The sequence below is a fragment of the Streptomyces sioyaensis genome (genome assembly GCF_004122735.1).
GTDB lineage: Bacteria > Actinomycetota > Actinomycetes > Streptomycetales > Streptomycetaceae > Streptomyces > Streptomyces sioyaensis.
Window position 1 is genome coordinate 21,800 of record NZ_SDIF01000050.1, and the last position, 24,814, is coordinate 46,613.

The 24,814-nt window shown below is 73.7% G+C and carries 19 protein-coding genes; 14 read left to right on the forward strand and 5 right to left on the reverse strand.

The features are described 5' to 3' along the window. Positions 1 to 45: 45 nt before the first annotated feature. From EST54_RS18490 to EST54_RS18530, 9 genes are all read left to right on the forward strand, one after another. The gene (locus EST54_RS18490) at positions 46 to 933 is read left to right on the forward strand and encodes an EamA family transporter (protein WP_239013248.1); all 888 of its coding nucleotides are present in this window, start codon (positions 46 to 48) and stop codon (positions 931 to 933) included. A 221-nt stretch (positions 934 to 1,154) separates the two neighbouring features. Next, positions 1,155 to 1,970 carry a TIGR03084 family metal-binding protein gene (locus EST54_RS18495; protein ID WP_129248749.1) on the forward strand — a complete coding sequence of 272 codons (816 nt, stop codon included), beginning with the start codon at positions 1,155 to 1,157 and terminating at the stop codon, positions 1,968 to 1,970. A gap of 104 nt (positions 1,971 to 2,074) precedes the next feature. Then, complete coding sequence (locus tag EST54_RS18500) at positions 2,075 to 3,778, forward strand: acyclic terpene utilization AtuA family protein (RefSeq protein ID WP_129248766.1); 1,704 nt, start codon at positions 2,075 to 2,077, stop codon at positions 3,776 to 3,778. Next, positions 3,775 to 5,373 carry an acyl-CoA carboxylase subunit beta gene (locus EST54_RS18505; RefSeq protein ID WP_129248750.1) on the forward strand — a complete coding sequence of 533 codons (1,599 nt, stop codon included), beginning with the start codon at positions 3,775 to 3,777 and terminating at the stop codon, positions 5,371 to 5,373. Before EST54_RS18500 ends, EST54_RS18505 begins: the two co-directional genes overlap by 4 nt. 7 nt (positions 5,374 to 5,380) lie before the next feature. Further along, complete coding sequence (locus tag EST54_RS18510) at positions 5,381 to 7,321, forward strand: acetyl/propionyl/methylcrotonyl-CoA carboxylase subunit alpha (protein ID WP_129248751.1); 1,941 nt, start codon at positions 5,381 to 5,383, stop codon at positions 7,319 to 7,321. A 62-nt stretch (positions 7,322 to 7,383) separates the two neighbouring features. Further along, positions 7,384 to 8,547: an acyl-CoA dehydrogenase family protein gene (locus EST54_RS18515; protein ID WP_129248752.1), complete on the forward strand. Its 1,164-nt coding sequence runs from the start codon at positions 7,384 to 7,386 to the stop codon at positions 8,545 to 8,547. Positions 8,548 to 8,645: 98 nt separating this feature from the next. Continuing rightward, positions 8,646 to 10,262, forward strand: a complete 1,617-nt coding sequence (locus tag EST54_RS18520; RefSeq protein ID WP_174857461.1) for a 4-coumarate--CoA ligase family protein — start codon at positions 8,646 to 8,648, stop codon at positions 10,260 to 10,262. Next, on the forward strand, positions 10,259 to 11,029 hold the full coding sequence (locus EST54_RS18525; protein WP_129248753.1) for an enoyl-CoA hydratase family protein: 771 nt from the start codon (positions 10,259 to 10,261) through the stop codon (positions 11,027 to 11,029). Before EST54_RS18520 ends, EST54_RS18525 begins: the two co-directional genes overlap by 4 nt. Further along, entirely contained in the window at positions 11,017 to 11,652 is a 636-nt protein-coding gene (locus tag EST54_RS18530; RefSeq protein WP_129248754.1) for a TetR/AcrR family transcriptional regulator, read from the forward strand. The genes EST54_RS18525 and EST54_RS18530 overlap by 13 nt, the downstream gene beginning before the upstream one ends. A gap of 492 nt (positions 11,653 to 12,144) precedes the next feature. Here EST54_RS18530 and EST54_RS18535 read toward each other — a convergent pair whose 3' ends face one another. After that, positions 12,145 to 13,248: a citrate synthase 2 gene (locus EST54_RS18535; RefSeq protein WP_129248755.1), complete on the reverse strand. Its 1,104-nt coding sequence runs from the start codon at positions 13,246 to 13,248 to the stop codon at positions 12,145 to 12,147. A 469-nt stretch (positions 13,249 to 13,717) separates the two neighbouring features. Between EST54_RS18535 and pdxH the strand changes: the two genes are divergently transcribed. Continuing rightward, the gene (gene pdxH, locus EST54_RS18540) at positions 13,718 to 14,341 is read left to right on the forward strand and encodes a pyridoxamine 5'-phosphate oxidase (RefSeq protein ID WP_129248756.1); all 624 of its coding nucleotides are present in this window, start codon (positions 13,718 to 13,720) and stop codon (positions 14,339 to 14,341) included. A gap of 586 nt (positions 14,342 to 14,927) precedes the next feature. Then, positions 14,928 to 16,433 (forward strand): PAS domain-containing protein, encoded by a 1,506-nt coding sequence (locus EST54_RS18545; protein ID WP_129248757.1) that lies wholly within the window; start codon positions 14,928 to 14,930, stop codon positions 16,431 to 16,433. Here the strand turns inward: EST54_RS18545 and EST54_RS18550 are convergent. Next, the gene (locus EST54_RS18550; protein ID WP_129248758.1) at positions 16,421 to 17,188 is read right to left on the reverse strand and encodes an SIS domain-containing protein; all 768 of its coding nucleotides are present in this window, start codon (positions 17,186 to 17,188) and stop codon (positions 16,421 to 16,423) included. The genes EST54_RS18545 and EST54_RS18550 overlap by 13 nt on opposite strands. 197 nt (positions 17,189 to 17,385) lie before the next feature. On the opposite strand from EST54_RS18550, the gene EST54_RS18555 reads away from it, so the two are divergent. Beyond that, the gene (locus EST54_RS18555; RefSeq protein ID WP_093484695.1) at positions 17,386 to 18,078 is read left to right on the forward strand and encodes a metal-dependent transcriptional regulator; all 693 of its coding nucleotides are present in this window, start codon (positions 17,386 to 17,388) and stop codon (positions 18,076 to 18,078) included. 494 nt (positions 18,079 to 18,572) lie between these two features. Beyond that, positions 18,573 to 19,448, forward strand: a complete 876-nt coding sequence (locus tag EST54_RS18560; protein WP_129248759.1) for an alpha/beta fold hydrolase — start codon at positions 18,573 to 18,575, stop codon at positions 19,446 to 19,448. Between the two features lie 54 nt (positions 19,449 to 19,502). Here EST54_RS18560 and EST54_RS18565 read toward each other — a convergent pair whose 3' ends face one another. From EST54_RS18565 to EST54_RS18575, 3 genes are all read right to left on the reverse strand, one after another. Further along, complete coding sequence (locus EST54_RS18565) at positions 19,503 to 21,137, reverse strand: transporter (protein ID WP_129248760.1); 1,635 nt, start codon at positions 21,135 to 21,137, stop codon at positions 19,503 to 19,505. Next, positions 21,134 to 21,913: an ABC transporter ATP-binding protein gene (locus EST54_RS18570; protein ID WP_129248768.1), complete on the reverse strand. Its 780-nt coding sequence runs from the start codon at positions 21,911 to 21,913 to the stop codon at positions 21,134 to 21,136. Before EST54_RS18570 ends, EST54_RS18565 begins: the two co-directional genes overlap by 4 nt. A gap of 232 nt (positions 21,914 to 22,145) precedes the next feature. Beyond that, positions 22,146 to 22,817: a bifunctional DNA primase/polymerase gene (locus tag EST54_RS18575; RefSeq protein WP_129248761.1), complete on the reverse strand. Its 672-nt coding sequence runs from the start codon at positions 22,815 to 22,817 to the stop codon at positions 22,146 to 22,148. A 464-nt stretch (positions 22,818 to 23,281) separates the two neighbouring features. Here EST54_RS18575 and EST54_RS18580 point away from each other — a divergent pair, with 464 nt between their 5' ends. Beyond that, positions 23,282 to 24,676 (forward strand): transcriptional regulator, encoded by a 1,395-nt coding sequence (locus EST54_RS18580; protein ID WP_129248762.1) that lies wholly within the window; start codon positions 23,282 to 23,284, stop codon positions 24,674 to 24,676. Positions 24,677 to 24,814: the final 138 nt, after the last annotated feature.

A 24,814-nucleotide genomic window follows, 5' to 3' on the forward strand; every position in this document is an offset into this window, starting at 1 on the left:
GCCGGTGAGGGCATTCCCTACCCCGTGCCGCCCTCGCCCGAGGTGCTGACGGCGGAGGCGCAGGCCGGGACCGCCGGGGCGGCGGGCGCAGGCGGGCGCATCGGGTCGGTGGCGCTGGTCATCGGTGGGATCGTCTCGCTGCAGTTCGGCTCGTCGGTGGCGGTGCTGCTCTTCCCGCGGGCCGGTGCGCTGGGGGTGGTCACGCTGCGGCTGGTGGTCGCCGCGCTGGTGCTGCTGGTCTTCTGCCGCCCGAAGGTGCGCGGTTACACCCGGGGCGACTGGGCGACGGTGCTCGCCTTCGGCTTCGCACTGGCCGGCATGAACTCGCTCTTCTACCAGGCGATCGACCGTATTCCGCTGGGCGCCGCGGTCACCCTGGAGTTCCTCGGGCCGCTGATTCTCTCGGTGGCCACCTCGCGGCGGATGCTGAGCCTGGTGTGGGCGGCGCTGGCGCTGGGCGGGGTGGTGCTGCTGGGGCGCGAGGGGTTCGACGGGCTCAACCTCGCCGGAGCCGCGTTCGCGCTGGCGGCCGGCGGGCTGTGGGCCGCTTACATCCTGCTCTCCGCCCGTACGGGGCAGCGCTTCCCGCAGGCGGACGGGCTTGCGTTGGCGATGACCGTCGCGGCGCTGCTCAGCCTGCCGCTCGGTGTCGCCAGTGCGGGGACGGCGCTGCTGGACCCGGTCACCCTGGGGCTGGGCGCCGCGGTCGCCCTGATGTCGTCGGTGCTGCCGTACACCCTGGAGCTGCTGGCCCTGCGCAAGCTCCCGGCCTCCGGATTCGCCGTGATGATGAGCCTGGAGCCGGCCGCCGCGGCCACCGCCGGGTTCCTCGTGCTGCACCAGGCGCTGGGCTGGGCCGAGGTGCTGGCGATCGGGCTGGTCGTGGTCGCGAGTGTGGGGGCGGTACGGAGCGCGGGGGCGGGCTCGCACTGAGCGTGGCCGCCCCCCCGGCCGGCCTCCTCGTCCACCCGCTGTGCCGCAAAGGCACCGGTGCGGCCAAAAATCATGCAGGCGTGCTTGATTGTTTCCGGCGACGCTGCCAGGCTCGGAGCGCATTCGCACCACACCGCACCCGCACGGCCGCAGCAGCGGCCGTCGCTGCCTGCCAACCTGCCCCGCTGTCACGGCAGTTGGGACGACGAGGGGAGTGTCGCGTGTCCGATCCCGGCGCCGTACTGGCCGATCTCAGGGCGGAGAGCGAGGAGTTGGACGCGCTGGTCGCCGGGCTGCCGGCCGAGCGCTGGGCGGCCCCGACGCCCGCCGAGGGGTGGACCATCACCCACCAGATCGCCCATCTGGCCTGGACCGACCGGCAGGCGCTGCTCTCGGCCACCGACCCGGAGGGCTTCGCGCGCGCCGCGCAGGAGGCGCTCGCCTCGCCGCTGACCTTCGTCGACGAGGCCGCCGAGGCCGGGGCCCGGACGCCGCCGGCCCAGCTGCTCGACGAGTGGCGGGACGGCCGCGGGCAGTTGCTGAGGGCGCTCGCCGAGCGGCCGACGGGCGAGAGGCTGCCGTGGTACGGGCCGCCGATGAGCGTGGCGTCGATGGCCACCGCGCGGCTGATGGAGACCTGGGCGCACGGCCAGGACGTGGCCGACGCGCTGGGTGTCACCCGGGCCCCCACCGCGCGGCTCCGGCATATCGCCCGGATCGGGGTGCGGACCCGGGATTTCGCCTACGTGACGCATCAACTCACCCCGCCCGCCGAGGAGTTCCGGATCGAGCTGCGGGCGCCGGACGGCAGTGTGTGGGAGTACGGGCCGGCGGAGGCGGCGCAGCGGGTGACCGGGGAGGCGCTGGAGTTCTGTCTGCTGGTGACCCAGCGGGCGCACCGCCGCGATCTGCCGTCCCTGCGGGCCGAAGGAGCCGACGCGGAACGGTGGCTGGGGATCGCGCAGGCCTTCGCGGGACCGCCGGGCAAGGGGCGCGCGCCGTCGGGGAAAGGAACGGGGAAGGGAACCACGGCGTGAGCGGCGCCCCCGTGGACGGGAGCCATGGCGCGAGCGGCGCCCCCGCGGACCGGAACCACGGCGTGAACGGTGCCCCCGCGCACGGCAGCGGACCCGTGCGCCCCATAGGCGCGGACCCCGCCCTGCTCCGGATCGGCAACGCCTCCGGCTTCTACGGCGACCGCTTCGACGCCCTCCGGGAGATGCTCACCGGCGGCCCCCTGGACGTGCTGACCGGTGACTATCTCGCCGAGCTGACCATGCTGATCCTCGGCCGGGACCGGCTGAAGGACCCCACGCGCGGCTACGCCAAGTCCTTTCTGCGGCAGCTGGAGGACGGGCTCGGGCTGGCCGTCGAGCGCGGGGTGCGGATCGTCACCAACGCGGGCGGGCTGAACCCGGCCGGACTGGCCGACGCCGTACGGGAGGTGGCGGAGAAGGCCGGGGTGTCCGTCCGGGTGGCGCACGTGGAGGGTGACGACCTGCTGGGCCGCGGGGGGTGGGGCGAGGGGGTGCTGACCGCCAATGCCTACCTGGGCGGCGGCGGGATCGCCGCGTGTCTGCGGGCCGGTGCCGATGTGGTGGTGACCGGGCGGGTCACCGACGCCGCGCTGGTCAGCGGCGCGGCGCAGGCGCACTTCGGCTGGCGGCCGCAGGACCTGGACCAGCTGGCCGGGGCGGTGGCCGCCGGGCACGTGCTGGAGTGCGGCACCCAGGCCACCGGCGGCAATTACTCCTTCTTCGGGGCCCATGACCTGCGTCGGCCCGGCTTCCCGCTCGCCGAGATCGCCGCCGACGGCAGCTCGGTGATCACCAAGCACCCCGGCACCGGCGGCGCGGTCACCCTCGGCACGGTCACCGCCCAACTGCTGTACGAGACCTCCGGCGCCCGTTACGCCGGACCGGACGTGACGGCGCGGCTGGACACCGTACGGCTGACCGAGGAGGCGCCGGACCGGGTCCGGATCGCCCCGGTGCGCGGCGAGGCGCCGCCGCCGACCCTGAAGGCCGGGCTGACCCGCCTCGGCGGCTGGCGCAACGAGGTCACCTTCGTGCTGACCGGGCTGGACGTCCCGGCCAAGGCCGCGCTGGTCCGGCGGCAGATGGAGGCCGCGCTCGACGCCGCGGAACACCGTCCGGCCGAGGTGCGCTGGACGCTGGCCCGCACCGACCGGGACGACGCGGACGTCCAGGAGGAGGCGAGCGCACTGCTGCGGCTGGTGGTGCGGGACGCCGACCAGGACGCGGTGGGGCGGGTGGTCAGCGGCGCCGCCGTCGAGCTGGCGCTGGCCAGTTACCCCGGCTTCCACGTCACCGCGCCGCCCGGCAAGGGCACCCCGTACGGGGTCTTCGAGGCGGTGGCGGTGGACGCGGCGGAGGTGCCGCATCGCGCCGTACTGCCGGACGGAACCCGCGTCAGCAGTCAACCAGCGCCCGATACACGGGAGTTGGTGCGCCTGCCGGATCCGGACCTGCCCGAGCCGCTGCCCGCCGCGGGCACCCGGCGGGCGCCGCTCGGCCTGGTCGCCGGTGCCCGTAGTGGGGACAAGGGCGGCTCGGCGAACGTCGGGGTGTGGGCCCGCACCGAGCAGGGCTGGCGCTGGCTGGCCCACGAGCTGACCGTCGAACGGTTCCGGCAGCTGCTGCCGGAGACCGCCGGCCTGCCGGTCGACCGGCACGTACTGCCGAATCTGCGCGCGCTCAACTTCGTCGTCGACGGGCTGCTCGGCGAGGGCGTCGCCGCCCAGGCCCGGTTCGACCCGCAGGCCAAGGCCGTGGGGGAGTGGCTGCGCGCGCGGCACATGGACATACCGGAGGTGTTGTTGTGACCGTGCTCGCGACCGGGCTCGATACGGCGGGCGCCGAATACGCCGAGCGTCGTACGGCGATGCTCGCCAAGCTCGCGGAGGTCGAGGCCGCACACGCCGAGGCGACCGCGGGCGGCGGGGAGAAGTACGTCGCCCGGCACCGGGGACGCGGCAAGCTGCTCGCCCGGGAGCGGATCGAGCTGCTGCTCGACCCCGACACCCCGTTCCTGGAGCTGTCACCGCTCGCGGCCTGGGGCAGCGACTACCCCGTCGGCGCCTCGGTGGTCACCGGCATCGGCACCGTCGAGGGCGTGGAGTGCCTCATCACCGCCAACGACCCGACGGTGCGCGGCGGCGCCAGCAACCCCTGGTCGCTGAAGAAGGCGCTGCGGGCCGACGAGATCGCCTTCGCCAACCGGCTGCCGCTGATCTCGCTCGTCGAGTCCGGCGGCGCCGATCTGCCCAGCCAGAAGGAGATCTTCATCCCGGGCGGCGCGCTGTTCCGGGACCTCACCCGGCTGTCGGCGGCCGGCATCCCGACCATCGCCGTGGTGTTCGGCAACTCGACCGCGGGCGGTGCCTACGTCCCCGGCATGTCCGACCACGTCATCATGGTCAAGGAACGCGCCAAGGTGTTCCTGGGCGGACCGCCGCTGGTGAAGATGGCGACCGGCGAGGAGAGCGACGACGAGTCGCTGGGCGGCGCCGAGATGCACGCCCGCACCTCCGGCCTCGCGGACTACTTCGCGCTGGACGAGCCGGACGCGCTGCGCCAGGCCCGGCGGGTCGTCGCCCGCCTCAACTGGCGCAAGGCGCACCCGGATCCGGGCCCCGCGGCACCGCCGAAGTACGACGAGGACGAGCTGCTCGGCATCGTCCCCGGCGACCTCAAGGCGCCGTTCGACCCCCGTGAGGTCATCGCCCGGATCGTGGACGGCTCGGACTTCGACGAGTTCAAGCCGCTCTACGGGCCGAGTCTGACCACCGGCTGGGCGCGGCTGCACGGCTATCCGGTCGGCATCCTCGCCAACGCCCAGGGCGTGCTCTTCAGCGCGGAGTCCCAGAAGGCCGCACAGTTCATCCAGCTGGCCAACCAGCGTGACATCCCGCTGCTCTTCCTCCACAACACCACCGGCTACATGGTCGGCAAGGAGTACGAGCAGGGCGGCATCATCAAACACGGCGCGATGATGATCAACGCGGTGTCGAACTCGAAGGTCCCGCACCTGTCCGTCCTCATGGGCGCCTCCTACGGCGCCGGCCACTACGGCATGTGCGGCCGCGCCTACGACCCCCGCTTCCTGTTCGCCTGGCCGAGCGCCAAGTCCGCCGTCATGGGGCCGCAGCAGCTGGCCGGCGTGCTCTCCCTCGTCGCCCGCGCCTCGGCCGCGGCCAAGGGGCAGCCGTACGACGAGGAGGCGGACGCCGGGCTGCGCGCCATGGTCGAGCAGCAGATCGAGTCGGAGTCGCTGCCGATGTTCCTGTCCGGGCGGCTCTACGACGACGGCGTCATCGACCCGCGCGACACCCGAACCGTTCTCGGCCTGTGCCTGTCCGCCCTGCACACCGCCCCGGTCGAGGGTGCGCGGGGCGGCTTCGGCGTCTTCCGGATGTGAGGCAGAAGTGATCCGTTCCGTCCTCGTCGCCAATCGCGGCGAAATAGCCCGGCGGGTCTTCCGTACCTGCCGCGAGCTGGGCATCTCCACCGTCGCCGTGTACTCGGACGCGGATGTGGGCGCACGTTTCGTCCAGGAGGCCGACACCGCCGTACGGCTCCCGGGCGAGGCCCCGGCCGACACCTATCTGCGCGGCGATCTGATCGTGGCCGCCGCACGGGCCGCCGGCGCGGACGCCGTCCACCCCGGCTACGGCTTCCTCTCCGAGAACGCCGGATTCGCCGCGGCGGTGGCCGACGCGGGCCTGACCTGGATCGGGCCGCCGCCCGCCGCCATCGAGTCCATGGCCTCCAAGACGCGGGCCAAGGAGCTGATGGCGGCGGCCGGGGTGCCGCTGCTGGCGCCCGTCGACCCCGGCTCGGCCACCGACGCCCAGCTGCCGCTGCTGGTGAAGGCGGCGGCCGGGGGCGGCGGCCGCGGCATGCGCGTGGTCACCGAACTGGCCGACCTCGACGAGGAGTTGACGGCCGCCAAGGCTGAGGCGGCGGCCGCCTTCGGCGACGGGGAGGTGTTCGTCGAGCCGTACGTCGTCGGCGGGCGCCATGTCGAGGTGCAGATCCTCGCCGACGCGCACGGCACGGTCTGGACGCTCGGCACCCGCGACTGCTCCCTCCAGCGCCGCCACCAGAAGGTCATCGAGGAGGCCCCGGCCCCCGCACTGCCGCACGAGCTGCGGGACACCCTGCACCGGGCCGCGGACCGGGCCGCCCGCGCCATCGACTACCGGGGCGCGGGCACCGTGGAGTTCCTGGTCTCCGCGGACGGCCGGGCGTACTTCCTGGAGATGAACACCCGCCTCCAGGTCGAACACCCGGTCACCGAGGCGGTCCACGGCCTCGACCTGGTCGCCCTGCAGCTGCGGGTCGCCGAGGGCCGCCCCCTGGACGGCGATCCGCCGCCGCCGCACGGGCACGCCGTGGAGGCCCGGCTGTACGCCGAGGACCCCGCCGCCGGCTGGCAGCCGCAGACCGGCACCCTGCACCGGCTGGCACTGCCCGAGGGCGTCCGGCTGGACTCCGGGGTGGGCGACGGCGACACCATCGGCGTCCACTACGACCCGATGCTCGCCAAGGTCATCGCCTGGGCGCCGAGCCGGGACGAGGCGGTACGCAAGCTCGCGGGCGCCCTGGAACGGGCCGAGATCCACGGCCCCGCCACCAACCGCGACCTGCTCGTACGGTCCCTGCGCCACCCGGAGTTCACCGACCCCGGCGCGCTGGACACCGGCTTCTACGACCGCAACCTCGCCGCGCTGACCGGGACCGGCGCGGACGGCGGGGGCGTCTTCGCGCTCGCCGCCGCCCTCGCCGACGCGGCCGGCCGCTCCCGCTTCGGGGGCTTTCGCAACGTCCCCTCGGGGCCGCAGGTCAAGACCTACGCCTGCGGGGACATCGCATACCCGATCCGCTACCGGCTCGGCCGGGACGGGCTGTCGGCCGAGGAGTTCCCCGGCGTACGGCTGCTGACCCTCGGCGCCCACGAGGTGGTGCTCGACGTCGACGGCGTACGGCGGCGGTTCGCGGTCGCCCGCTACGGGGACCGGGTCCATGTCGACGCGCCCCCGCTGGCCGGCGCGGCCGCCGCACCGTGCTCCTGGTCGTTCACCGCACTGCCCCGCTTCGCCGACCCCGCCGCCCGCACCGAGCCCGGCTCGCTGCTGGCGCCGATGCCCGGCACGGTCGTCCGGATCGCGCCCGGCCTTGCCGAGGGCGACCGGGTCGCGGCCGGCCAGCCGCTGCTGTGGCTGGAGGCCATGAAGATGGAACACAAGATCACCGCCCCCGCCGCCGGCACCCTCACCTCGCTGCCCGTCCACACCGGACGACAGGTCGAAGTCGGGGCCCTGCTGGCCGTCGTGGACACCACGGCCGCGCAGGAAACGGTCTGACCCCGCCCTCTGCCCCCACCTCGTACGCGCACCACCTCACCCACCGCACACATGGAGCCGCCATGAGCAACCCTGTGATCGAGACCGAGGAACACCGCGCCCTCCGCAGCTCCGTCGCCGCCCTCGGCAAACGCTACGGCCGGGAGTACATCGCGCGGACCGTGGCCGAGGGCGGGCACGCCGACGCGCTCTGGGCGGAGGCCGGCAAGCTCGGCTACCTCGGCGTCAACCTCCCCGAGGAGTACGGCGGCGGAGGCGGCGGCATCGCCGAACTCTCCCTCGTCCTGGAGGAGTTGGGGGCGGCCGGGTGCCCGCTGCTGATGCTGGTGGTCTCGCCCGCGATCTGCGGCACGGTCATCGCCCGGTTCGGCACCGAGGAACAGAAGCGGACCTGGCTCCCGGGCCTCGCCGACGGCACCCGCACCATGGCCTTCGGCATCACCGAGCCGGACGCCGGGTCCAACTCCCACCGCATCACGACCACGGCCCGCCGGGAAGGGGGAGGGTGGGTCCTCAACGGCCGGAAGGTCTTCATCTCGGGCGTCGACATCGCCGACGCGACCCTGATCGTCGGCCGCACCGAGGACGCCAGGACCGGGCGGCTCAAGCCCTGCCTGTTCATCGTCCCGCGCGACGCCCCCGGCTTCGGCCGCAGCCCGATCGACATGGAACTGGCCGCCGCGGAGAAGCAGTTCGAGCTGACCCTGGACGAGGTGCGGCTGCCCGCCGACGCGCTGGTCGGCGACGAGGACGCCGGGCTGCTGCAACTGTTCGCCGGGCTCAACCCGGAGCGCATCATGACCGCCGCGTTCGCCCTGGGGATGGGCCGCTACGCGCTGGACCGGGCCCTCGACTACGCCCGCACCCGGCAGGTGTGGAAGGAGCCCATCGGCGCCCACCAGGCCATCGCCCACCCCCTCGCCCAGGCCCACATCGAGCTGGAACTCGCCCGGCTGATGACGCAGAAGGCCGCCCACCTCTACGACGCCGGTGACGACATGGGCGCCGGCGAGGCCGCCAACATGGCCAAGTACGCGGCGGCCGAGGCCGCGGTGCACGCCGTCGACCAGGCCGTGCACACCCTCGGCGGCAACGGCCTCACCCGGGAGTACGGCCTCGCCTCGATGATCACGGCGGCCCGGGTGGCGCGGGTCGCCCCGGTCAGCCGCGAGATGATCCTCAACTTTGTCTCACACCAGTCGCTCGGGCTGCCCAAGTCGTACTGAGGGAGGGATGCTGCGCGAGCCGGCCGGGCCCGCCCCGGCCGGCCAGGGGGCTCCGTCCCCGCCCGCCGTCCGCCCACCGCCGAAGGGAAGTCCCAGGCATGGTGTCCCAGGTACCCCAGGTGTCCCACGTATCCCACGTGTTCCGCAGCGAGTACGCCGACATCGCGCCCGTGGAGCTGCCGATCCACGAGGCGGTCCTCGGGCGGGCGGCGGAGTACGGCGACCGGCCCGCCCTCGTCGACGGCCTCGACGGCAGCACCCTCAGCTACGCCCGGCTCGACCACCTCAGCCGCCGGACCGCCGCCGCGCTCGCCGCCTCCGGACTCCGCAAGGGCGAGGTGCTGGCCCTGCACAGCCCCAACAGCGTGCTCTTCCCGGCCGTGTTCTACGCCGCCACCCGCTGCGGGGCGGCGGTCACCCCCGTCCATCCGCTGGCGACCGAGGACGAGTTCGCCAAGCAGCTGGGGGACTCCGGGGCCCGCTGGATCGTCACCACCTCGGCGCTGCTGGACACCGCCCGCGGCGCGGCCCGGCGGGCCGGCGGCATCGCCGAGATCCTCGTCTGCGACCGGGCCCCGGGCCACCGCGGCGTCCTGGACCTGGCCGCCTGCACCGGCCCGGAACCCTCCGTCGCCCTCGACCCGGCCGCCGACCTCGCCGTCCTGCCCTACTCCTCCGGCACCACCGGCGCCCCCAAGGGCGTGATGCTCACCCACCGCAGCATCGCCACCAACCTCGCCCAGCTCACCCCGCTCATCTGCAGCGGCCCCGACGACCGGGTGCTGGCCGTGCTGCCGTTCTTCCACATCTACGGGCTGACCGCGCTGATGAACGCCCCGCTGCGGCAGGGCGCCACCGTCGTCGTGCTGCCCCGCTTCGACCTGCGCCAGTTCCTCGCCGCGATCGAGCAACACCGCATCACGGCCGTCTACGTGGCGCCCCCCATCGTGCTGGCCCTGGCCAAACACCCCCTGGTCGCCGACTACGACCTGTCCTCCTTGCGCTACCTCGTCAGCGCCGCGGCGCCGCTGGACGCCGAACTGGCCGCGGCCTGCTCCCGGCGCCTCGGCCTGCCCCCGGTCCGCCAGGCCTACGGGATGACCGAGTTGTCCCCGGGTACGCACGCCGTGCCCCTCGACGCACCGAACCCGCCCCCGGGCGCCGTCGGCAAGCTGATCCCCAACACGGAGATGCGTCTGGTGTCCCTGGCGACCGGCGCGGACCTGCCGCCGGGGGAGAGCGGCGAGATCCTCATCCGCGGCCCGCAGGTCATGCGGGGCTATCTGGGGCGCCCCGCCGATACCGCCGCGATGATCGACCCCGAGGGCTGGCTGCACACCGGCGACATCGGGCGGGCGGACGCCGATGGCTGGCTCCATGTCGTCGACCGCGTCAAGGAGTTGATCAAGTACAAGGGCTATCAGGTCGCCCCTGCCGACCTCGAAGCGCTGCTGCTCGGGCACGAGGCGATCGCCGACGCCGCGGTCATCGGCGTCACGGACCCGGACGGCAACGAGGTGCCCAAGGCGTTCGTGGTCCGCCAGCGGGGGGCCCAGCTCAGCGAGGACGAGGTCATCGCGTACGTTGCCGGGCAGGTGGCCCCGTACAAAAAAGTGCGCCGCGTGGAGTTCCTGGACACCGTGCCGCGCGCCGCCACCGGAAAGATCCTGCGGCGCGAACTGCGCGCCAGGGAAAGGAGTTCGACGCCCCGATGACCGACGCCTCCGCGACACCCCTGGTGCTGCGCTCCCACGAGCGCGGCATCACCACGCTCACGCTGGACTCCCCGCACAACCGCAACGCCCTCTCCACCCGCCTGGTGGGCGAACTCCACCAGGCACTCGCGGACGCCGCGGCCGACCAGGAGACCCGTGCCGTCGTCCTCACCCACACCGGCGGCACGTTCTGCGCCGGCGCGGACCTCTCCGAGGCCACCTCGGGCACCGCGAAGGACGGCCCGCTGGGCCTGGCCCGGCTGCTGCGCGCGATCGTGGCCCTGCCCAAGCCGGTCGTCGCCCGGGTCACCGGACACGTCCGGGCCGGCGGCCTGGGCCTGCTCGGCGCCTGCGACATCTCCGCGGCCGGACCCGACGCCACCTTCGCCTTCACCGAGGCCCGCCTGGGCCTCGCCCCCGCCGTCATCTCCCTCCCGCTGCTGCCGCGCCTGGACCCCCGGGCAGCCGGCCGCTACTACCTCACCGGCGAGAAGTTCGACGCGGCCGAGGCGGCCCGGATCGGCCTGGTCACCCTCGCCGCCGCCGACGTCGACACCGGCCTCGCGCCCGTACTGGACGGCCTGCGCAAGGGGTCCCCCCAGGGCCTGGCCGAGTCGAAGAAGCTGGTCACCGCCCAGGTGCTGGGCACCTTCGACCGCGACACCGAGGCGCTCGCCGAACAGTCCGTGCGGCTCTTCGGCTCCGCCGAGGCCCGCGAGGGCATGACCGCCTTCCTGGAGCGACGGGCCCCGGCATGGGCGCGCTGACCCCCGCCCGCGGCCCCAAGCAGCCCCAGCAGGAACGCAGTCGCGCCACCCGCCTCAAACTGCTGGAGGCCGCCATCGCCTGCCTCGCCGAGCGCGGCTGGAGCGGCAGCACGGTCTCGGTGGTCGCCGAGCGCGCGGGCGTCTCCCGGGGCGCCGCCCAGCACCACTTCCGCACCCGCGAGGACCTCTTCACCGCGGCCGTCGAACACGTCGCGGAGAAGCGCCGCGGCGCCGTCAAGGCCGTCGCCCACAACCTCCCGCCGGCCGGCTCCATCGCCCGCACCTGGGTCATCGTCGAGGAACTCGTCGGCCTCTACACGGGGCCGCTGTTCCGCGCCGCGTTGCACCTGTGGGTGGCCGCCTCCGACGAGGAGCAGCTGCGCGACCGGGTCACCGCCCTGGAAGCCCGGGTGGGACGGGAGGCACACCGCACGGCGGTGGCCCTGCTGGACGCCGACGAAGCGGTGCCCGGTGTACGGGAGACCGTCCAGGGCCTGCTCGACATGGCCCGCGGCCTCGGTCTCGCCAACCTCCTGACCGACGACTCGGCCCGCCGCGACCGGGTCGTCGAGCAGTGGGCGAAGATCATCGACAGCGTCCTGAACCCGGCGGACCGCCGGTGAACATCCCACGTTGTCGGCTTTCCCGCCGCGGTGGCGTCCCGCCGTTGCGCCTGGCGGCGGGCGTGGGTGGTCGGGTGCGGTGCCGCTCCTCCGGACTCCGTCCTGCGGCGCGGCCCCTCCCGTGAGTGGGTGGGAAGAGGCCGGTGGGGGCGGGCCCCGGCCGTCGTCTGCGTGCAGTCGAGGGACGAGGCCCGCCCCCACCGGTCTTCATCCACACCCAACGGGAGGGAGCGGACCGCAGGACGGAGTCCGGAGGGCCGGTCCCGCAGCCGAACAGCCAGCGCAGCGGCAACAAGCCCGCCGCAGGCGCAACGGCGAACAACACCCACGGCGGGCCAGCCGACAACGTGCGGCGCGCCGCAAAGCGCAACGGCGAGAAACCACCACGGCGGGAAAGCCAAAAACGTGCGGCGCGCCGCAAAGCGCAACGGCGAGAAACCACCACGGCGGAAAAGACAAAAACGTGGGAAGGCCCGGCGGCCGAAGGCCGCCTCAGCGGGGGGCGATGTCCTCGAACCCGTCGATCTCCCGCGGCCCGCGCGCCCCGGGCCCCACATACCGGGCCGACGGCCGGACCAGTCGGCCCGTCCGCTTCTGCTCCAGGATGTGCGCGCTCCACCCCGCCGTCCGGGCGCAGGTGAACATCGAGGTGAACATGTGCGCCGGGACCTCGGCGAAGTCCAGGACGATGGCTGCCCAGAACTCGACGTTGGTGGCCAGCACCCGGTCGGGGCGGCGGTTGTGCAGCTCCTCCAGCGCGGCCTTCTCCAGCGCCTCGGCGACCTCGAAGCGCGGGGCGGCCAGCTCCTTCGCGGTGCGCCGCAGCACCCGCGCCCGCGGGTCCTCGGCGCGGTAGACGCGGTGGCCGAAGCCCATCAGCCGCTCGCCCTGGTCCAGCGCCTTGCGGACGTACGCGCCGGCGTCGCCGGTCCGCTCGATCTCCTCGATCATGCCGAGGACGCGGGAGGGCGCACCGCCGTGCAGCGGGCCGGACATCGCGCCGACCGCCCCGGAGAGCGCCGCCGCCACGTCCGCGCCGGTGGAGGCGATGACCCGGGCGGTGAAGGTGGAGGCGTTCATGCCGTGCTCGGCGGCCGAGGTCCAGTAGGCGTCGACGGCCTTGACGTGCTTGGGGTCCGGCTCGCCGCGCCAGCGCTTCATGAAGCGCTCCACGACGGTCTCCGCCTTGTCGATCTCCTTCTGCGGCACCATCGGCAGGCCCTGCCCGCGCGCCGACTGGGCGACGTACGACAGCGCCATCACCGCGGCGCGGGCGAGGTTGTCACGAGCCGTCGCCTCGTCGATGTCCAGCAGCGGTTTGAGGCCCCACACGGGCGCGAGCATGGCGAGCGCGGACTGTACATCGACCCGGATGTCCCCGGAGTGCACCGGGATCGGGAAGGGCTCGGCGGGCGGGAGACCGGGGTTGAACGCCCCGTCGACCAGCAGCCCCCAGACGTTCCCGAAGGACACCTGACCGACGAGCTCTTCGATGTCGACCCCGCGATAGCGGAGGGCACCGCCTTCCTTGTCCGGTTCGGCGATCTCCGTCTCGAACGCGACGATTCCCTCGAGTCCGGGTACGAAGTCGGGCATCAGGCGGCTCCTCAAGCTGGGCCGGCAGGCGCTCCTGAGCGGCTGCCGTGCGGTCGTGGTGTGCGGCGCCGGTGCGGTTACGCGGCTGCTGGCAGCTCGCGGTCCGAACCGGTCACCCCCCGGTGATGCCCTGTCAGGGCACGGGTCACGCGAGGGTCCTGCCCGCGGTGGTCGGCCACGGGCCGGCGGTGCGGTGCGGCGGTGTGGTGCGTCGATACAGCCGGACGGACACGATAGCTCTCCCTGTCCGGAGCCCACAGTGGGCCGGGCCATGATTTTGGCGGGTCCCTCACCTGCGGGGAAGCGTGAGATCCGGCACAGTGGTCGATTCGCCGGCGGGAGGGTTACGGCTGGTCGGCCAGGGGCAGACTTCCGCCCCTCCCGGCTGACCGGGCCGAGCGTGATGTTGCAAGATGAGGCCGTGCACCCAGCCGACGCGCCTCACGCCGAGAACCCCGACCCTTCCTCCATGCGTGCGCACTACCGCGCCGAGGGACTCGCCGAGTCCGATCTCGCCGCCGGCCCTTACGACCAGTTCGCCCGCTGGTTCAAGGATGCGACCGTGGCCGGGCTGCACGAGCCGAACGCGATGGTCGTCTCGACCGCGGACGCCGCCGGCCGGCCGAGCTCGCGGACCGTGCTCCTCAAGGGGTTCGACGACCGCGGCTTTGTGTTCTTCACCAATTACAACAGCCGCAAGGGGCGTGAACTCGCCGAAAATCCGGCCATTTCGCTGCTGTTCCCCTGGCACCCGCTCGCCCGCCAGGTCGTGGTGTCCGGCACCGCACAACGCATCGGCCGGGACGAGACGGCCGCCTACTTCCGCACCCGCCCGCACGGCTCCCAGCTGGGCGCCTGGGCCAGCGACCAGTCCGCCCCGATCGCCTCGCGCGCGGAACTGGAGGACGCCTACGAGGAGTTGGCGGCCCGCTACCCGGAGGGCGAGCAGGTGCCGGCGCCGCCGCACTGGGGCGGCTACCGGATCGCCGCCGAGACGGTCGAATTCTGGCAGGGCCGGCTCAACCGGCTGCACGACCGGCTGCGGTACGTCCGCGAGGCCGGGGGCTGGCGAGTGGAGCGGCTGGCGCCCTGAAACGGGTGCCCGGGGCGGCGGGCGGCTGCGCACAAGCCTCGGGCCGACCGGCTCTCCGGCGCTGCCGGTTCTCGGGCCGTACCGGCCCTCCCGGTCTCCCGGTCTTCCGGCCGTACCGGCTCTCCGCGGCCGTGGCCGCACACGCAGACGACCCGCGGGCTGCCTCCTCCGCGCTCGATGGCGCGAAGGGCCGGTCGGACGAACCGGCAGCCCGCGGGTCGGGTGACTGCTTGGGATTGGCCGGCTGCGCATCTGCAGTATGCGCTGGTCCGGCGCTGCACTTCGGTGAAGCGACGGGCCGCTAGCCCGCAGCCACCTCACGCGTCCGGTGCGAAATCATTGGCCGAACCACCTCCCTTCTCGTGTGCTCCACACATTAGGAAGCCGGTCCGCCCGACACAACCACATTTTCCGGAAGCAACGATTTCCCTGAATCGCGGGTGCGCTGTGTCACGTTCCAGTTGAATGTTCCCAGGTGGAGCATGTGTGGCCGCGTTCATGAGGGGTGCCAGTGACTGCTTCGTCAGCTTCTTCCGACCTTTCCGGGGCCTCCGGCCCGACCGGCCCTCCCGGTGTCTCCGGTCCGGTGGCCCCGACGCGCCGCGCCACCGAGCAGACCGACGACTCCGGTGTCTCCCGTGACTCCGGTCTGCTCGCCGCGCTCCTGGACGGCATGGACGCCGCCCTCGCCGCCTTCGCCGCGGACGGCACGGTCACCCACTGGAACCACGAAGCGGAACGCATCCTGGGCTGGACCACCGCCGAGGCCGTCGGCCGTACGGGGCTGACCGGCTGGGCGGTCCGTAAGGAGGACGCCGACGGGATCGAGGCCGCCCTCGCCGCCGCGATGCGCTCCCCGGGCCGTCAGGTGCAGGAATTCGCCCTGCTGACCAAGGACGGCCGCCGCGTGCTCGTCCGCACCCAGTCCTCCGCGGTCCGCGGCCCCGGAGGCCGGGTCGTCGGCGTGTACTGCGCCTTCAGCGAGGTGCACACCCAACTGGACCTGGAGCGGTCCGTCGCGCTGGCCGAGGCGCTGTTCGAGGACGCGTCGTGGGGCGTGGTGCTGATCGACGCCGATCTGCGGCCCGCCGTCGTCAACGCCCACGCCGGCCGCATCCTGGGCGTGGGGCGCACCGCCCTGCTGGGGCGCCCCCTGGGCGAGCTGCTGGCGCAGGGCGTCGAGGAGCTGGAGTCCGCGCTGCAGCACGTCCTCGCCGAGGGCGCCCCGCCGGCCACCGCCGAACTGTGGGTGACGCTGCGCTCCGAGGGGGCCGGATCCCCGCGCCGGTGCTGGCGCAGCGGCTTCGTCCGGCTGGCCTCCCCGCTGGCCGAGGAGCCGGTGCCGCTGGGCGTGGCCTGGCTCTTCCAGGACGTCACGGACACCAAGCGCGCCGAGCAGGAGAGTTCTCTGCTGCGGTTCCGCGCTCGTCAGCTCCACCGGGCGGGACGGGCGGCCGCGGAGTGCCCGGACCCGGCCGAGGCCGCCGCCGTCCACCTCGACTTCGCCCTGGCGGGCTTCGCCGACCACGGCCTGGTCGACCTCGCCACGACGCCCCTGCCCGCGCCGTACGGGGCGGTCGCCGAGGACGACGCGTACGACGCCTGCGACGGGCTGGGCGCGGCGGGCGGCACCGGCCTGCCACCGGGCGGCGCACCCGGCGCGGCCGCCGGGTACGGTGCGCGCCACGGCAGGCCCCGGCTGGTACGGACGCTGGCCTCCCCGGCCGGTGCGCCCGGCCCCGCCGAGCGGCTTCCGGCGACCGGCGTCCCGGTGCCGTACGCGCCGCGCCATCCGGTGTTCCAGGCGTACGAGCGGCGCGGCTCGGTGCGTACCGGCGCCGGACCCGCCTCACCCGAGGGCTGGGCGGCCGCCCGTCATTGGCCGGACGGCACCGTGCACGGCCTGTGTGTGGCGCTGCGCAGCCGCGGCCGCACCCTCGGCGTCGCGACCTTTCTGCGGACCCCCGCGCGCCGCCCCTTCGACCGCGCGGACGCGGACTACGCGGAGGAGGTGGCGGCGCGGATCGCCGCGGCCCTCGACCTCGCGGGCGCCGCGGCGCTCGGCGGCGCGCCGTCCGCTCACTGCCGGTAGAAGATCCGGTCCGCGTAGGCCCCCATCACCCGGGCGTTCCAGTCGTGGCCGCCGTCGACGTTCCCGGAGCGCAGCAGCGGCGGGTCGATGCCCCGCTCGGCGAGGGTGCCCGCGGCCGTCGCCACCATGGCCTGCATGATCGCGCTGGTGACGACCGTGGAGGCGGGGGCGAACGGCGCGTCGATGCCGGGCAGCGTCAGCTCCGCGTCGCCGACCGGGATCCGGCTGTCCAGGACGAGGTCGCAGTGGTCCTTGAGGAAGCCGCCGGAGGCGTGCCGGGACGTGGTGGCTTCCGCATACGCCACCGACGTCACGCCGATGACCTTGATCCCCAGGGCGCGGGCGTGCAGCGCCATCTCCACGGGCAGCGCGTTGCGGCCGGACAGCGAGATGATCACCAGCACATCGCCCGCCTCCAGGGGGCTGGTGTCCAGGACCGCCGCGGCCAGCCCGTCGACCCGCTCCAGCGCGCTGCCGAGCGTCGCCGGCCGTACGTCCACGCCCACCACACCCGGGACGGACAGCAGATTCATGACCGCCAGGCCGCCCGCGCGGTAGACCGTGTCCTGCGCGGGGAGCGAGGAGTGGCCGGCGCCGAAGGAGAAGATCCGGCCGCCCGCCGCGACGGCGTCCGCGAGCAGCGTCCCGGCCGCGGTGATCCGGTCGCCCTCCGCGTCGCGGACCTGTCGCAGCAGGTCGATCGCGGCGTCGAAGTAGTTCCCGGCCAGCCGGTCGCTCCGGTCGCTCTCAGCCATTGCCGCGGGCCCCTCTCGTCGGATCTCGTCGGAATCTCGGCGTCTGTGATCAGTGGCGCGGATCACGTTGCGGTCTGGACCAGTGCCCTGTCAACACGGCGACGAGGGCCCGCGGGCGCGCACGAGGCGGCACCGATGTCAGCGGGATGCGTCAGAATTGGGAGCAGGGCCACCGCACCACACATCAAGGGGCACGCATGTCAGGACTGATCGACACCACGGAGATGTATCTCCGCACCGTCCTTGAGCTGGAAGAGGAAGGTGTGGTCCCCATGCGCGCACGCATCGCGGAGCGCCTCGAACAGAGCGGCCCGACGGTGAGCCAGACCGTGGCGCGCATGGAGCGGGACGGGCTGCTGACGGTCGCGGGCGACCGTCATCTGGAGCTCACGGAAGAGGGCCGGCAGCTGGCGACCCGGGTGATGCGCAAGCACCGCCTCGCCGAGTGCCTGCTCGTCGACGTCATCGGCCTCGAATGGGAGCAGGTGCACGCCGAGGCCTGCCGCTGGGAGCACGTCATGAGCGAGGCGGTCGAGCGCCGCGTCCTGGAGCTCCTGCGGCACCCGACGGAGTCCCCGTACGGCAACCCCATCCCCGGGCTGGCGGAGCTGGGCGAGAAGTCCGAGGTCGACCCGTTCCTCGACGCCGGCATGGTGAGCCTGATGGACCTGGACGCCGGGGCCGACGGCAAGACGGCCGTGGTGCGCCGGATCGGCGAGCCGATCCAGGCCGACGCCCAGCTGATGTACACCCTGCGCCGGGCCGGTGTGCAGCCGGGCGCGGTGGTGAGCGTGACGGAGTCGCCGGCCGGGGTGCTGGTCGGCAGCAGCGGTGAGGCCGCCGAGCTTGGCTCCGAGATCGCCTCGCATGTCTTTGTCGCCAAGCGTTGAAAGCAGTTTCAGACTCTTTCCTTTTCGCACCGCCGCCCGCTTTTCCCTGACGAGCCCGCTGAGCTGCGCTGACGCGCCGTTCGGCGGGCTCGGCAAGTTCTTGCCTCTTGAACGGACTTGTGCGAATCCGTGCGATACGGCCGGTCTCGTGTCACGCTGACGCATGGCCGTGCAGCGGCTTGTCCTGGCCGGGAGGGGGTCGGATGCATCCACTCGTGGTGGGAACAGTCAGGGCCCCGGCGCTGCGAGCAGCCGGGGCCCTGCCTCCCCATGTCCCCCACCCAAGACCCGGAGCCCCGAGCTCTCAGGGTCTTTCCCCACGGGCCCCCTTCCCGGAAGGGCCCGCCTCCCGGCAGATGTCTCCCCGTGGCGGGCGCGGCCAATCCCCGAGTGAGGTCACTCGAACGAGGGGTATTCCGCGCCAACGCGGTGCGTTCGAATAGGGGTTCGATAGTGTGGAAGTGCTCACGGGACGATTGGGGGTGCCAGGGCACATGGTGCGACGCATCGATGTAGCAGGGGCAGGCGGCGTGCGTCTCGCCGCCTGGGAATTCACCGACCCGCCCAAGACCGGCGGCGGTCTGGAGGAGCCCGAGCAGCGTCCGGGCGTGCTGCTGCTCCATGGCCTGATGGGGCGCGCCTCGCACTGGGCGGGCACCGCCCGCCGGCTGAGCGCACGCCACCGCCCGGTCGCCCTGGACCAGCGGGGCCACGGCCGCAGCGAGAAGCCCGCCGTGGGGCCGTATGACCGTGAGGCCTATGTCGATGACGCCATCGCCGCCGTCGAGCAGCTCGGCCTCGCCCCCGTCGCCCTGGTGGGGCATGCCATGGGTGCCCTGACGGCGTGGCAGTTAGCGTCCCGGCGACCGGATCTGGTCAGCGCGCTGGTGATCTGCGACATGCGGGCGTCGGCGCTGGGGGCGGCCTCGCAGCGCGAATGGACCGAGTGGTTCCGGTCCTGGCCGGTGCCGTTCGCGACCCTCGCCGATGTCCGCAAGTGGTTCGGTGAGGACGATCCGACCCTGGAGCGGCCGCGGCCGGCCCGTGGTGAGTACTTCGCCGAGGTGATGGCCGAGCGCGCCGACGGCTGGCGCCCCGTCTTCTCCCGCCGGCAGATGCTCACCGCCCGGGAGACCTGGGTCCACGACGCCCATTGGGAAGAGCTCGCCCAGGTGTCCTGCCCGGCCCTCGTCGTCCGCGGCCTCGACGCCGAACTGGGCCGCGCCGAGGCCCAGGAGATGGTCCGGGTGCTGCCGCGCGGCGCCTACGCCGAAATCCCCGACGCCGGGCATCTGCTCCCCTGGGAGCAACCCGACGCCTGGTGCGCCGCCATCGAACCGTTTCTCCACGCGGCCACGATGCCGGGCTGAGCGCCCCCGGCGGCGGTCCGCCGGGGGCTCCGGCCGGTTCGCCGGCCGTGGCTCTCAGCCCTTGCTGACCGCTCCCAGGATCTCCGGCAGCCGGGTCGCCACCCGGGGCGCCGCCACCCGCAGGCCCGCCTCGGCGAGCCCCACGCCGTAGACCGCCCCGGCCGGCAGCAGCAGCCACAACAGCTGGTGCAGACCCGCCACATGCAGCCAGACGGTCAGCGCCACCAGCGGGCTGCACAGCACCGCGGCGACCAGGACCCCGCCGAAGAGGCTGAACCACGCGATCGCGCCCTGTCCCGGTGCGACGTTCTTGTTGCCCTCCGAGGGGATCGAGTACGGGAACAGCGCCGACGACATCGCCCCGGTGGCCAGCAGCGCGCCCAGTACGGCCAGCGAGAGGCCGTAGACCTCCACGAAGTCCGACCACGGCCCGATGAGTGCGGCGGCGCCGACGACGACCAGCGTGACGTAGGGGACGGCCACCAGCGCCAGCGTCAACGCGCGGGCTCGCAGCTCCTGATAGGCGTCGCGCGGGGTGGCGATCGTCGAGGCGACCATCCAGAACGCCGAGGTGTCCTGCCCGAACTGGTTGTACATCTGCGCGCCGAGCAGCGCGGAGGCCGAAAACGCGGTGTACATGCTGCCGTTGCCCTGCGCGGAGGTGGCGATCGGGACCAGCAGGCCGACGCCGAGCGCGGTGGCCCAGGCCATCTTCGACTTGGGGTCGCGCCAGGCGTAGCGCAGCGAGCGGCGCATGACGGTGCCGGTACGGCCGTCCGGCAGCAGCCGTGCGAGCCCGCGTTCCCCGGTGCCGGACCGGCGGGCGCCGTCCTTCTCCAGCGCCTGGAGGGTGGAGGAGTCCGGGGAGGTCATCAGGGCGGTCAGCGTGCGCTGCCACCACCACAGCAGCAGCGCGAGCGCCAGCGCGGTCAGCGCCAGACCGGCCAGCGCCCGCCCGTACGCCCCGTGCCCGGCGTCGTCGACGGCGCCGAGCGCGGAGGCCGGCGGCACCCAGCGCAGCACCTCGCCCAGCGGTTCCAGTACGGACAGGCCGTCCGGCCGCCCCAGCCGCTGGGCGGCGATGTTGACGCCCTGCCCGCCGAGCGCGATGAACAGCCCGCCCAGCACGGCGAGATCGCGGCCGCGGCGGCTGGTCAGCAGCCGGACCGAGGCGGTGGCGATGGCCCGCGCCAGCGCCACGCACACCAGCAGCACCAGGACGGCGGCCACGACACCCACGACCGCGGCGAGGGCGCCGTCGGCGACCGCGATCACCGCGCCGGCCACCAGCATGAGGGTGACCACCGGGCCGATGCCGACGAGCGAGGCCATCAGGAGCGAGACGATCAGCGGCCGCGGCCGCAGCGGCAGCATGACCAGCCGGGTCGGATCGAGCGTCTCGTCGCTCCCGGGGAAGAACAGCGGCATCACCGCCCAGCCCACGGTGAGCATCCCGGTGAGCAGGACGGCCAGCGCACCGGCGTGCGCATTGCCGCGCAGCGCGGTCAGCCCCAGCACGACAGCGCCGGCGAACAGCAGGCCGACGACGATGGAGGCGACGTATGCCAGGGTGCGCCCGGTCGACTGGCGCAGCCCGTTGCGCAGCAGCGACAGCTTCAGCCGGACGAAGACGCCGGTCAGGGACGGTGCGGTGGCGGGGCGGGCGGCCGCGGCGGATGCGGTGCTCATCGGGCGCGGCCTCCGCCCAGCCAGTCGAGGTCCGCGCCCGCGCCGCGGTCCTGTGCACCGACGAGTTCGAGGAAGGCGTCCTGCAGCGAGGGCGCCGCACCGCGTACCTCGGCGAGCGGCCCGTCGGCCCGGATCCGCCCGGCGGCCAGCACCGCGACCCAGTCGCACAGCGACTCGACCAGCTCCATCACATGGCTGGAGAAGATCACGGTGGCGCCGGAGGCGGTGTAGCGCTCCAGGACGCCGCGGATGGTCTGCGCCGACACCGGGTCGACGCCCTCGAAGGGCTCGTCGAGGAAGAGTATTTCGGGGTTGTGCAGCAGAGCGGCCGCCAGCCCGATCTTCTTGCGCATACCGGTGGAGTAGTCCACCACCAGCTTGTGCTGGGCGCCGGACAGGCCGAGCACGTCCAGCAGCTGCCCGGCACGCTTGTCGACCTCGTCACCCGGCAGACCGCGCAACCGGCCTATGTAGCTGAGGAGTTCGCGTCCCGACAGCCGCTCGAAGAGCCGCAGCCCCTCGGGCAGCACTCCGATCCGGGACTTGACCGACACCGGGTCCTGCCAGACGTCGTGCCCGCCGATCTCGACCGTCCCCGCGTCCGGCCGCAGCAGGCCGGTCACCATGGACAGGGTGGTGGTCTTGCCGGCGCCGTTGGGGCCGACGAGTCCGATGAAGCGGCCGGCCGGCAGGGTCAGATCGATGCCGTGGACGGCGGTCTGCTCGCCGAACTTCTTCCACAGGCCCTGGATGCGGACGGCGGGCGGACCGGCCATGACGTCCCCGGGGGCCGTGGCCGGCCCGCCCGGAGCGACGGTGCTGTGCTGCGGCGGTGCCGTCTCGGCCCGCCCCTCGATGTGTTCCGGCTCGTTCGCCACCGGTCCCGCCCTTCGACGTCCCCGCAGGGGCCGGTCCGACCCCCGTCCGGCGTCCCACGATACGGCCGGGGTGCCGGACGGAGCCGTTCCGCGAGGGCGTCGGGGCGCGGCGGACGGAACGGGCCGCGGGTCAGCGTGCCCGGGCCGCGACCGCCTCCCGGGCACAGGCGTAGCCGAGCGGGCTGATCAGCTCCTCCGCGTCCGGCAGCCAGCGGTTCGCGGCGGTGGGGCGGCGGGCCCACTGCACCACGCCGTGCGTGCCCACCCGGGTCGGTGGCGCCGCGATGTACTCGCCCTCGCCGCGGCAGATCAGATCGAGCGCGGCCGGCACCCAGCCCAGGGCCCGGACGAGAGCGGGCACCTTCGCCGAGGCGCCGGGGAGGACGAGGAAGAGCATCCGGCGGTCGGGGGTGCGCAGCACGGGGCCGGCCGGCAGCCCCATCCGCTCCATGCGGGCCAGCGCCAGACAGCCCGCGGTCTCGGGCACCTCCAGCGCCTCGAAGGTCCGGCCGGTCGGCAGCAGGATCGAGGCCCGCGGCCGGCTGCTCCACAGCCGGCGGACGGCGCTCGCGCTGCCGGTGGCCTCGCCGGCCCAGCCGGGCGCGGTGGGATGCGCGCCGGGCGCAGCGCAGTCGTGGGCGCGGCACGAGCAGCGCGGCGTCCTGCCGTCGTGCTCCAGCCATGCGCCGGGGAACACGTCCCAGTGCCGCTCCTCCGCATAACGCACCGCAGTGTCCAGCAGCTGCTCGCCGCGCTGCGCGGGGAGCTGCGGGGCTCCTGTGACTCCGATGGTCTTTTCCACGCCCAGGACAACTCCCGTTGTGACCAAGGGTTACGCCCAAATGGCTGACGTCCGGGGCGCATCGTTCCCGCATGTGGGGCGCATGGGAGCACCGGTGGGGGCGCGTGTGCGGGCGGGGACCGGCGAGCGGGTAGCCACCTGCGTGACGGGCGGAGAGGCCGCCCGGCGGCAGGCCGGCGTGGATCCCGGGGGAGCCCGGCACGGCGGCGCCGCGAGCTGCGTACGGACATCGCGCACCAGCCCACTCGTGAACGAGCGCCACGCACCGAGGACGCACGGACCGGATCCACCACCGCTCACCAACCGCGCACAACCGCGCATCCTCGGAACGGTGCGTACCGCTCTGATCCCACTTATCGCGCATATCCCGGAACTCTCGGATATCCGGTATATGCCTGGGGAATCGATCACGGGGAACGGCGTTCGTCGGTGAACGCGCGCAGCAGTACTCAGGGGGTACCAGCATGGCCGCCAGGCCACTCGTCGCACGGCAGCCCAACGAACGGCTCCAGTCGCTGATCCAGGAAGCCGCCTGCTCCAACGCGGGCCTCGCCCGCCGCGTCAACATGTGCGGTGCGGAGCACGGTCTCGACCTCCGCTACGACAAGACCTCCGTGGCCCGGTGGCTGCGCGGGCAGCAGCCGCGGGGCCGGGCTCCGGCCGTCATCGCCGAGGCGCTGGGCCGCAAGCTGGGGCGCACGGTCACCATCGACGAGATCGGGATGGCCGACGGCAAGAACCTCGCCTCCGGGGTGGGACTGCAGTTCTCGCCGACCGTCCTCGGGGCGATCGAGCAGGTCTGCGAGCTGTGGCGCAGCGACGTCGGGCGGCGCGACTTCCTCAGCGGCTCCACGGTCGCGGCCTCGGCGCTGGTGGAGCCCAGCCGCGACTGGCTGATCACCGGCGCCGATGTCCAGGTCGCCCGGAACGCCGGGGCCCGCGTCGGGATCTCGGACGTCGAGGCGGTCCGCGCGATGACCTCGGCGCTCAGCGAACTCGACCACCGCTTCGGCGCCGGGCATGTCCGGCCGGTCGTCGTGCACTACCTCAACAGCGTCGTCTCGGGGCTGCTCGCCGGCTCCTACCGCGAGTCGGTGGGGCGTGAACTCTTCGCCGCCGTCGCGCGGTTGACGGAGCTGGGCGGCTACATGGCTGTCGACACCGGCCAGCCGGGCCTCGCCCAGCGCTACTACATCCAGGCTCTGCGGCTGGCCCAGGCGGCCGGCGACCGCGGCTACGGCGGCTACGTCCTGGCCGCGAGCATGAGCCATCTCGCCGCCTCGCTCGGCAATCCGCGCGAGATCGCCCAGCTTGCCCGCGCCGCCCAGGAAGGCGCCCGCGGCCATGTGACCCCGCGTGCGGAGGCGATGTTCTGCGCGGCGGAGGCGCGCGGACATGCGCTGATGGGCGACGGCCGGGCCTTCCAGGCGGTGGCCGGCCGGGCGGTCGCCGCGATGGAGCGGGCCGAGGCGGCCGCCGACGCGGGCGACGATCCGGTGTGGATCGCCCATTTCGACCAGGCCTATCTGGCCGATGAACTCGCCCACTGCCACCGGGACCTGGGGCAGCCGGGGCCCGCCGGACAGCGTGCGCAGGAGGCGCTGGACGGGCATCCGGAGGGCCGGGCGCGGCGCCGGGCCATCGGTCTGCTGCTGCTGGCCGGCGCCCAGGCGCAACAGCGCGAGGTGGAGCAGGCCTGCCACACGGGAACGCAGGCGGTGGAGCTGCTCGGCGCGCTGCGCTCGGACCGGGGCGCGGAGTATCTGGAGGACTTCCAGCTGCGGTTGGAGCCGTACCGCGACGAACCCGTCGTCAGGGAGTTCAGCGCACGGCTGGAGCTGCGGGCCGCCGCGGCGTGAGCAACGCCTCGTGCGGGGTTGGCGGCAGTATTTGTCGCGCGGAGTCGGGTTTGTCGTGTGGTGCGGGCGGGCCGGTGGGTGCGGTCCGCCCGCACCACACGACAAACCCGACTCCGCGCGACAAATACTGCCGCCAAC

What these genes read in the sequence shown, in the direction of transcription:
- EST54_RS18515 (WP_129248752.1), top strand. Translation starts at nt 7,384, where the DNA reads ATGAGCAACCCTGTGATCGAGACCGAGGAACACCGCGCCCTCCGCAGC.
- EST54_RS18520 (WP_174857461.1), top strand. Translation starts at nt 8,646, where the DNA reads ATGGTGTCCCAGGTACCCCAGGTGTCCCACGTATCCCACGTGTTCCGC.
- EST54_RS18525 (WP_129248753.1), top strand. Translation starts at nt 10,259, where the DNA reads ATGACCGACGCCTCCGCGACACCCCTGGTGCTGCGCTCCCACGAGCGC.
- EST54_RS18530 (WP_129248754.1), top strand. Translation starts at nt 11,017, where the DNA reads ATGGGCGCGCTGACCCCCGCCCGCGGCCCCAAGCAGCCCCAGCAGGAA.
- EST54_RS18535 (WP_129248755.1), bottom strand. Translation starts at nt 13,248, where the DNA reads ATGCCCGACTTCGTACCCGGACTCGAGGGAATCGTCGCGTTCGAGACG.
- pdxH (WP_129248756.1), top strand. Translation starts at nt 13,718, where the DNA reads ATGCGTGCGCACTACCGCGCCGAGGGACTCGCCGAGTCCGATCTCGCC.
- EST54_RS18550 (WP_129248758.1), bottom strand. Translation starts at nt 17,188, where the DNA reads ATGGCTGAGAGCGACCGGAGCGACCGGCTGGCCGGGAACTACTTCGAC.
- EST54_RS18555 (WP_093484695.1), top strand. Translation starts at nt 17,386, where the DNA reads ATGTCAGGACTGATCGACACCACGGAGATGTATCTCCGCACCGTCCTT.
- EST54_RS18560 (WP_129248759.1), top strand. Translation starts at nt 18,573, where the DNA reads ATGGTGCGACGCATCGATGTAGCAGGGGCAGGCGGCGTGCGTCTCGCC.
- EST54_RS18565 (WP_129248760.1), bottom strand. Translation starts at nt 21,137, where the DNA reads ATGAGCACCGCATCCGCCGCGGCCGCCCGCCCCGCCACCGCACCGTCC.
- EST54_RS18570 (WP_129248768.1), bottom strand. Translation starts at nt 21,913, where the DNA reads ATGGCCGGTCCGCCCGCCGTCCGCATCCAGGGCCTGTGGAAGAAGTTC.
- EST54_RS18580 (WP_129248762.1), top strand. Translation starts at nt 23,282, where the DNA reads ATGGCCGCCAGGCCACTCGTCGCACGGCAGCCCAACGAACGGCTCCAG.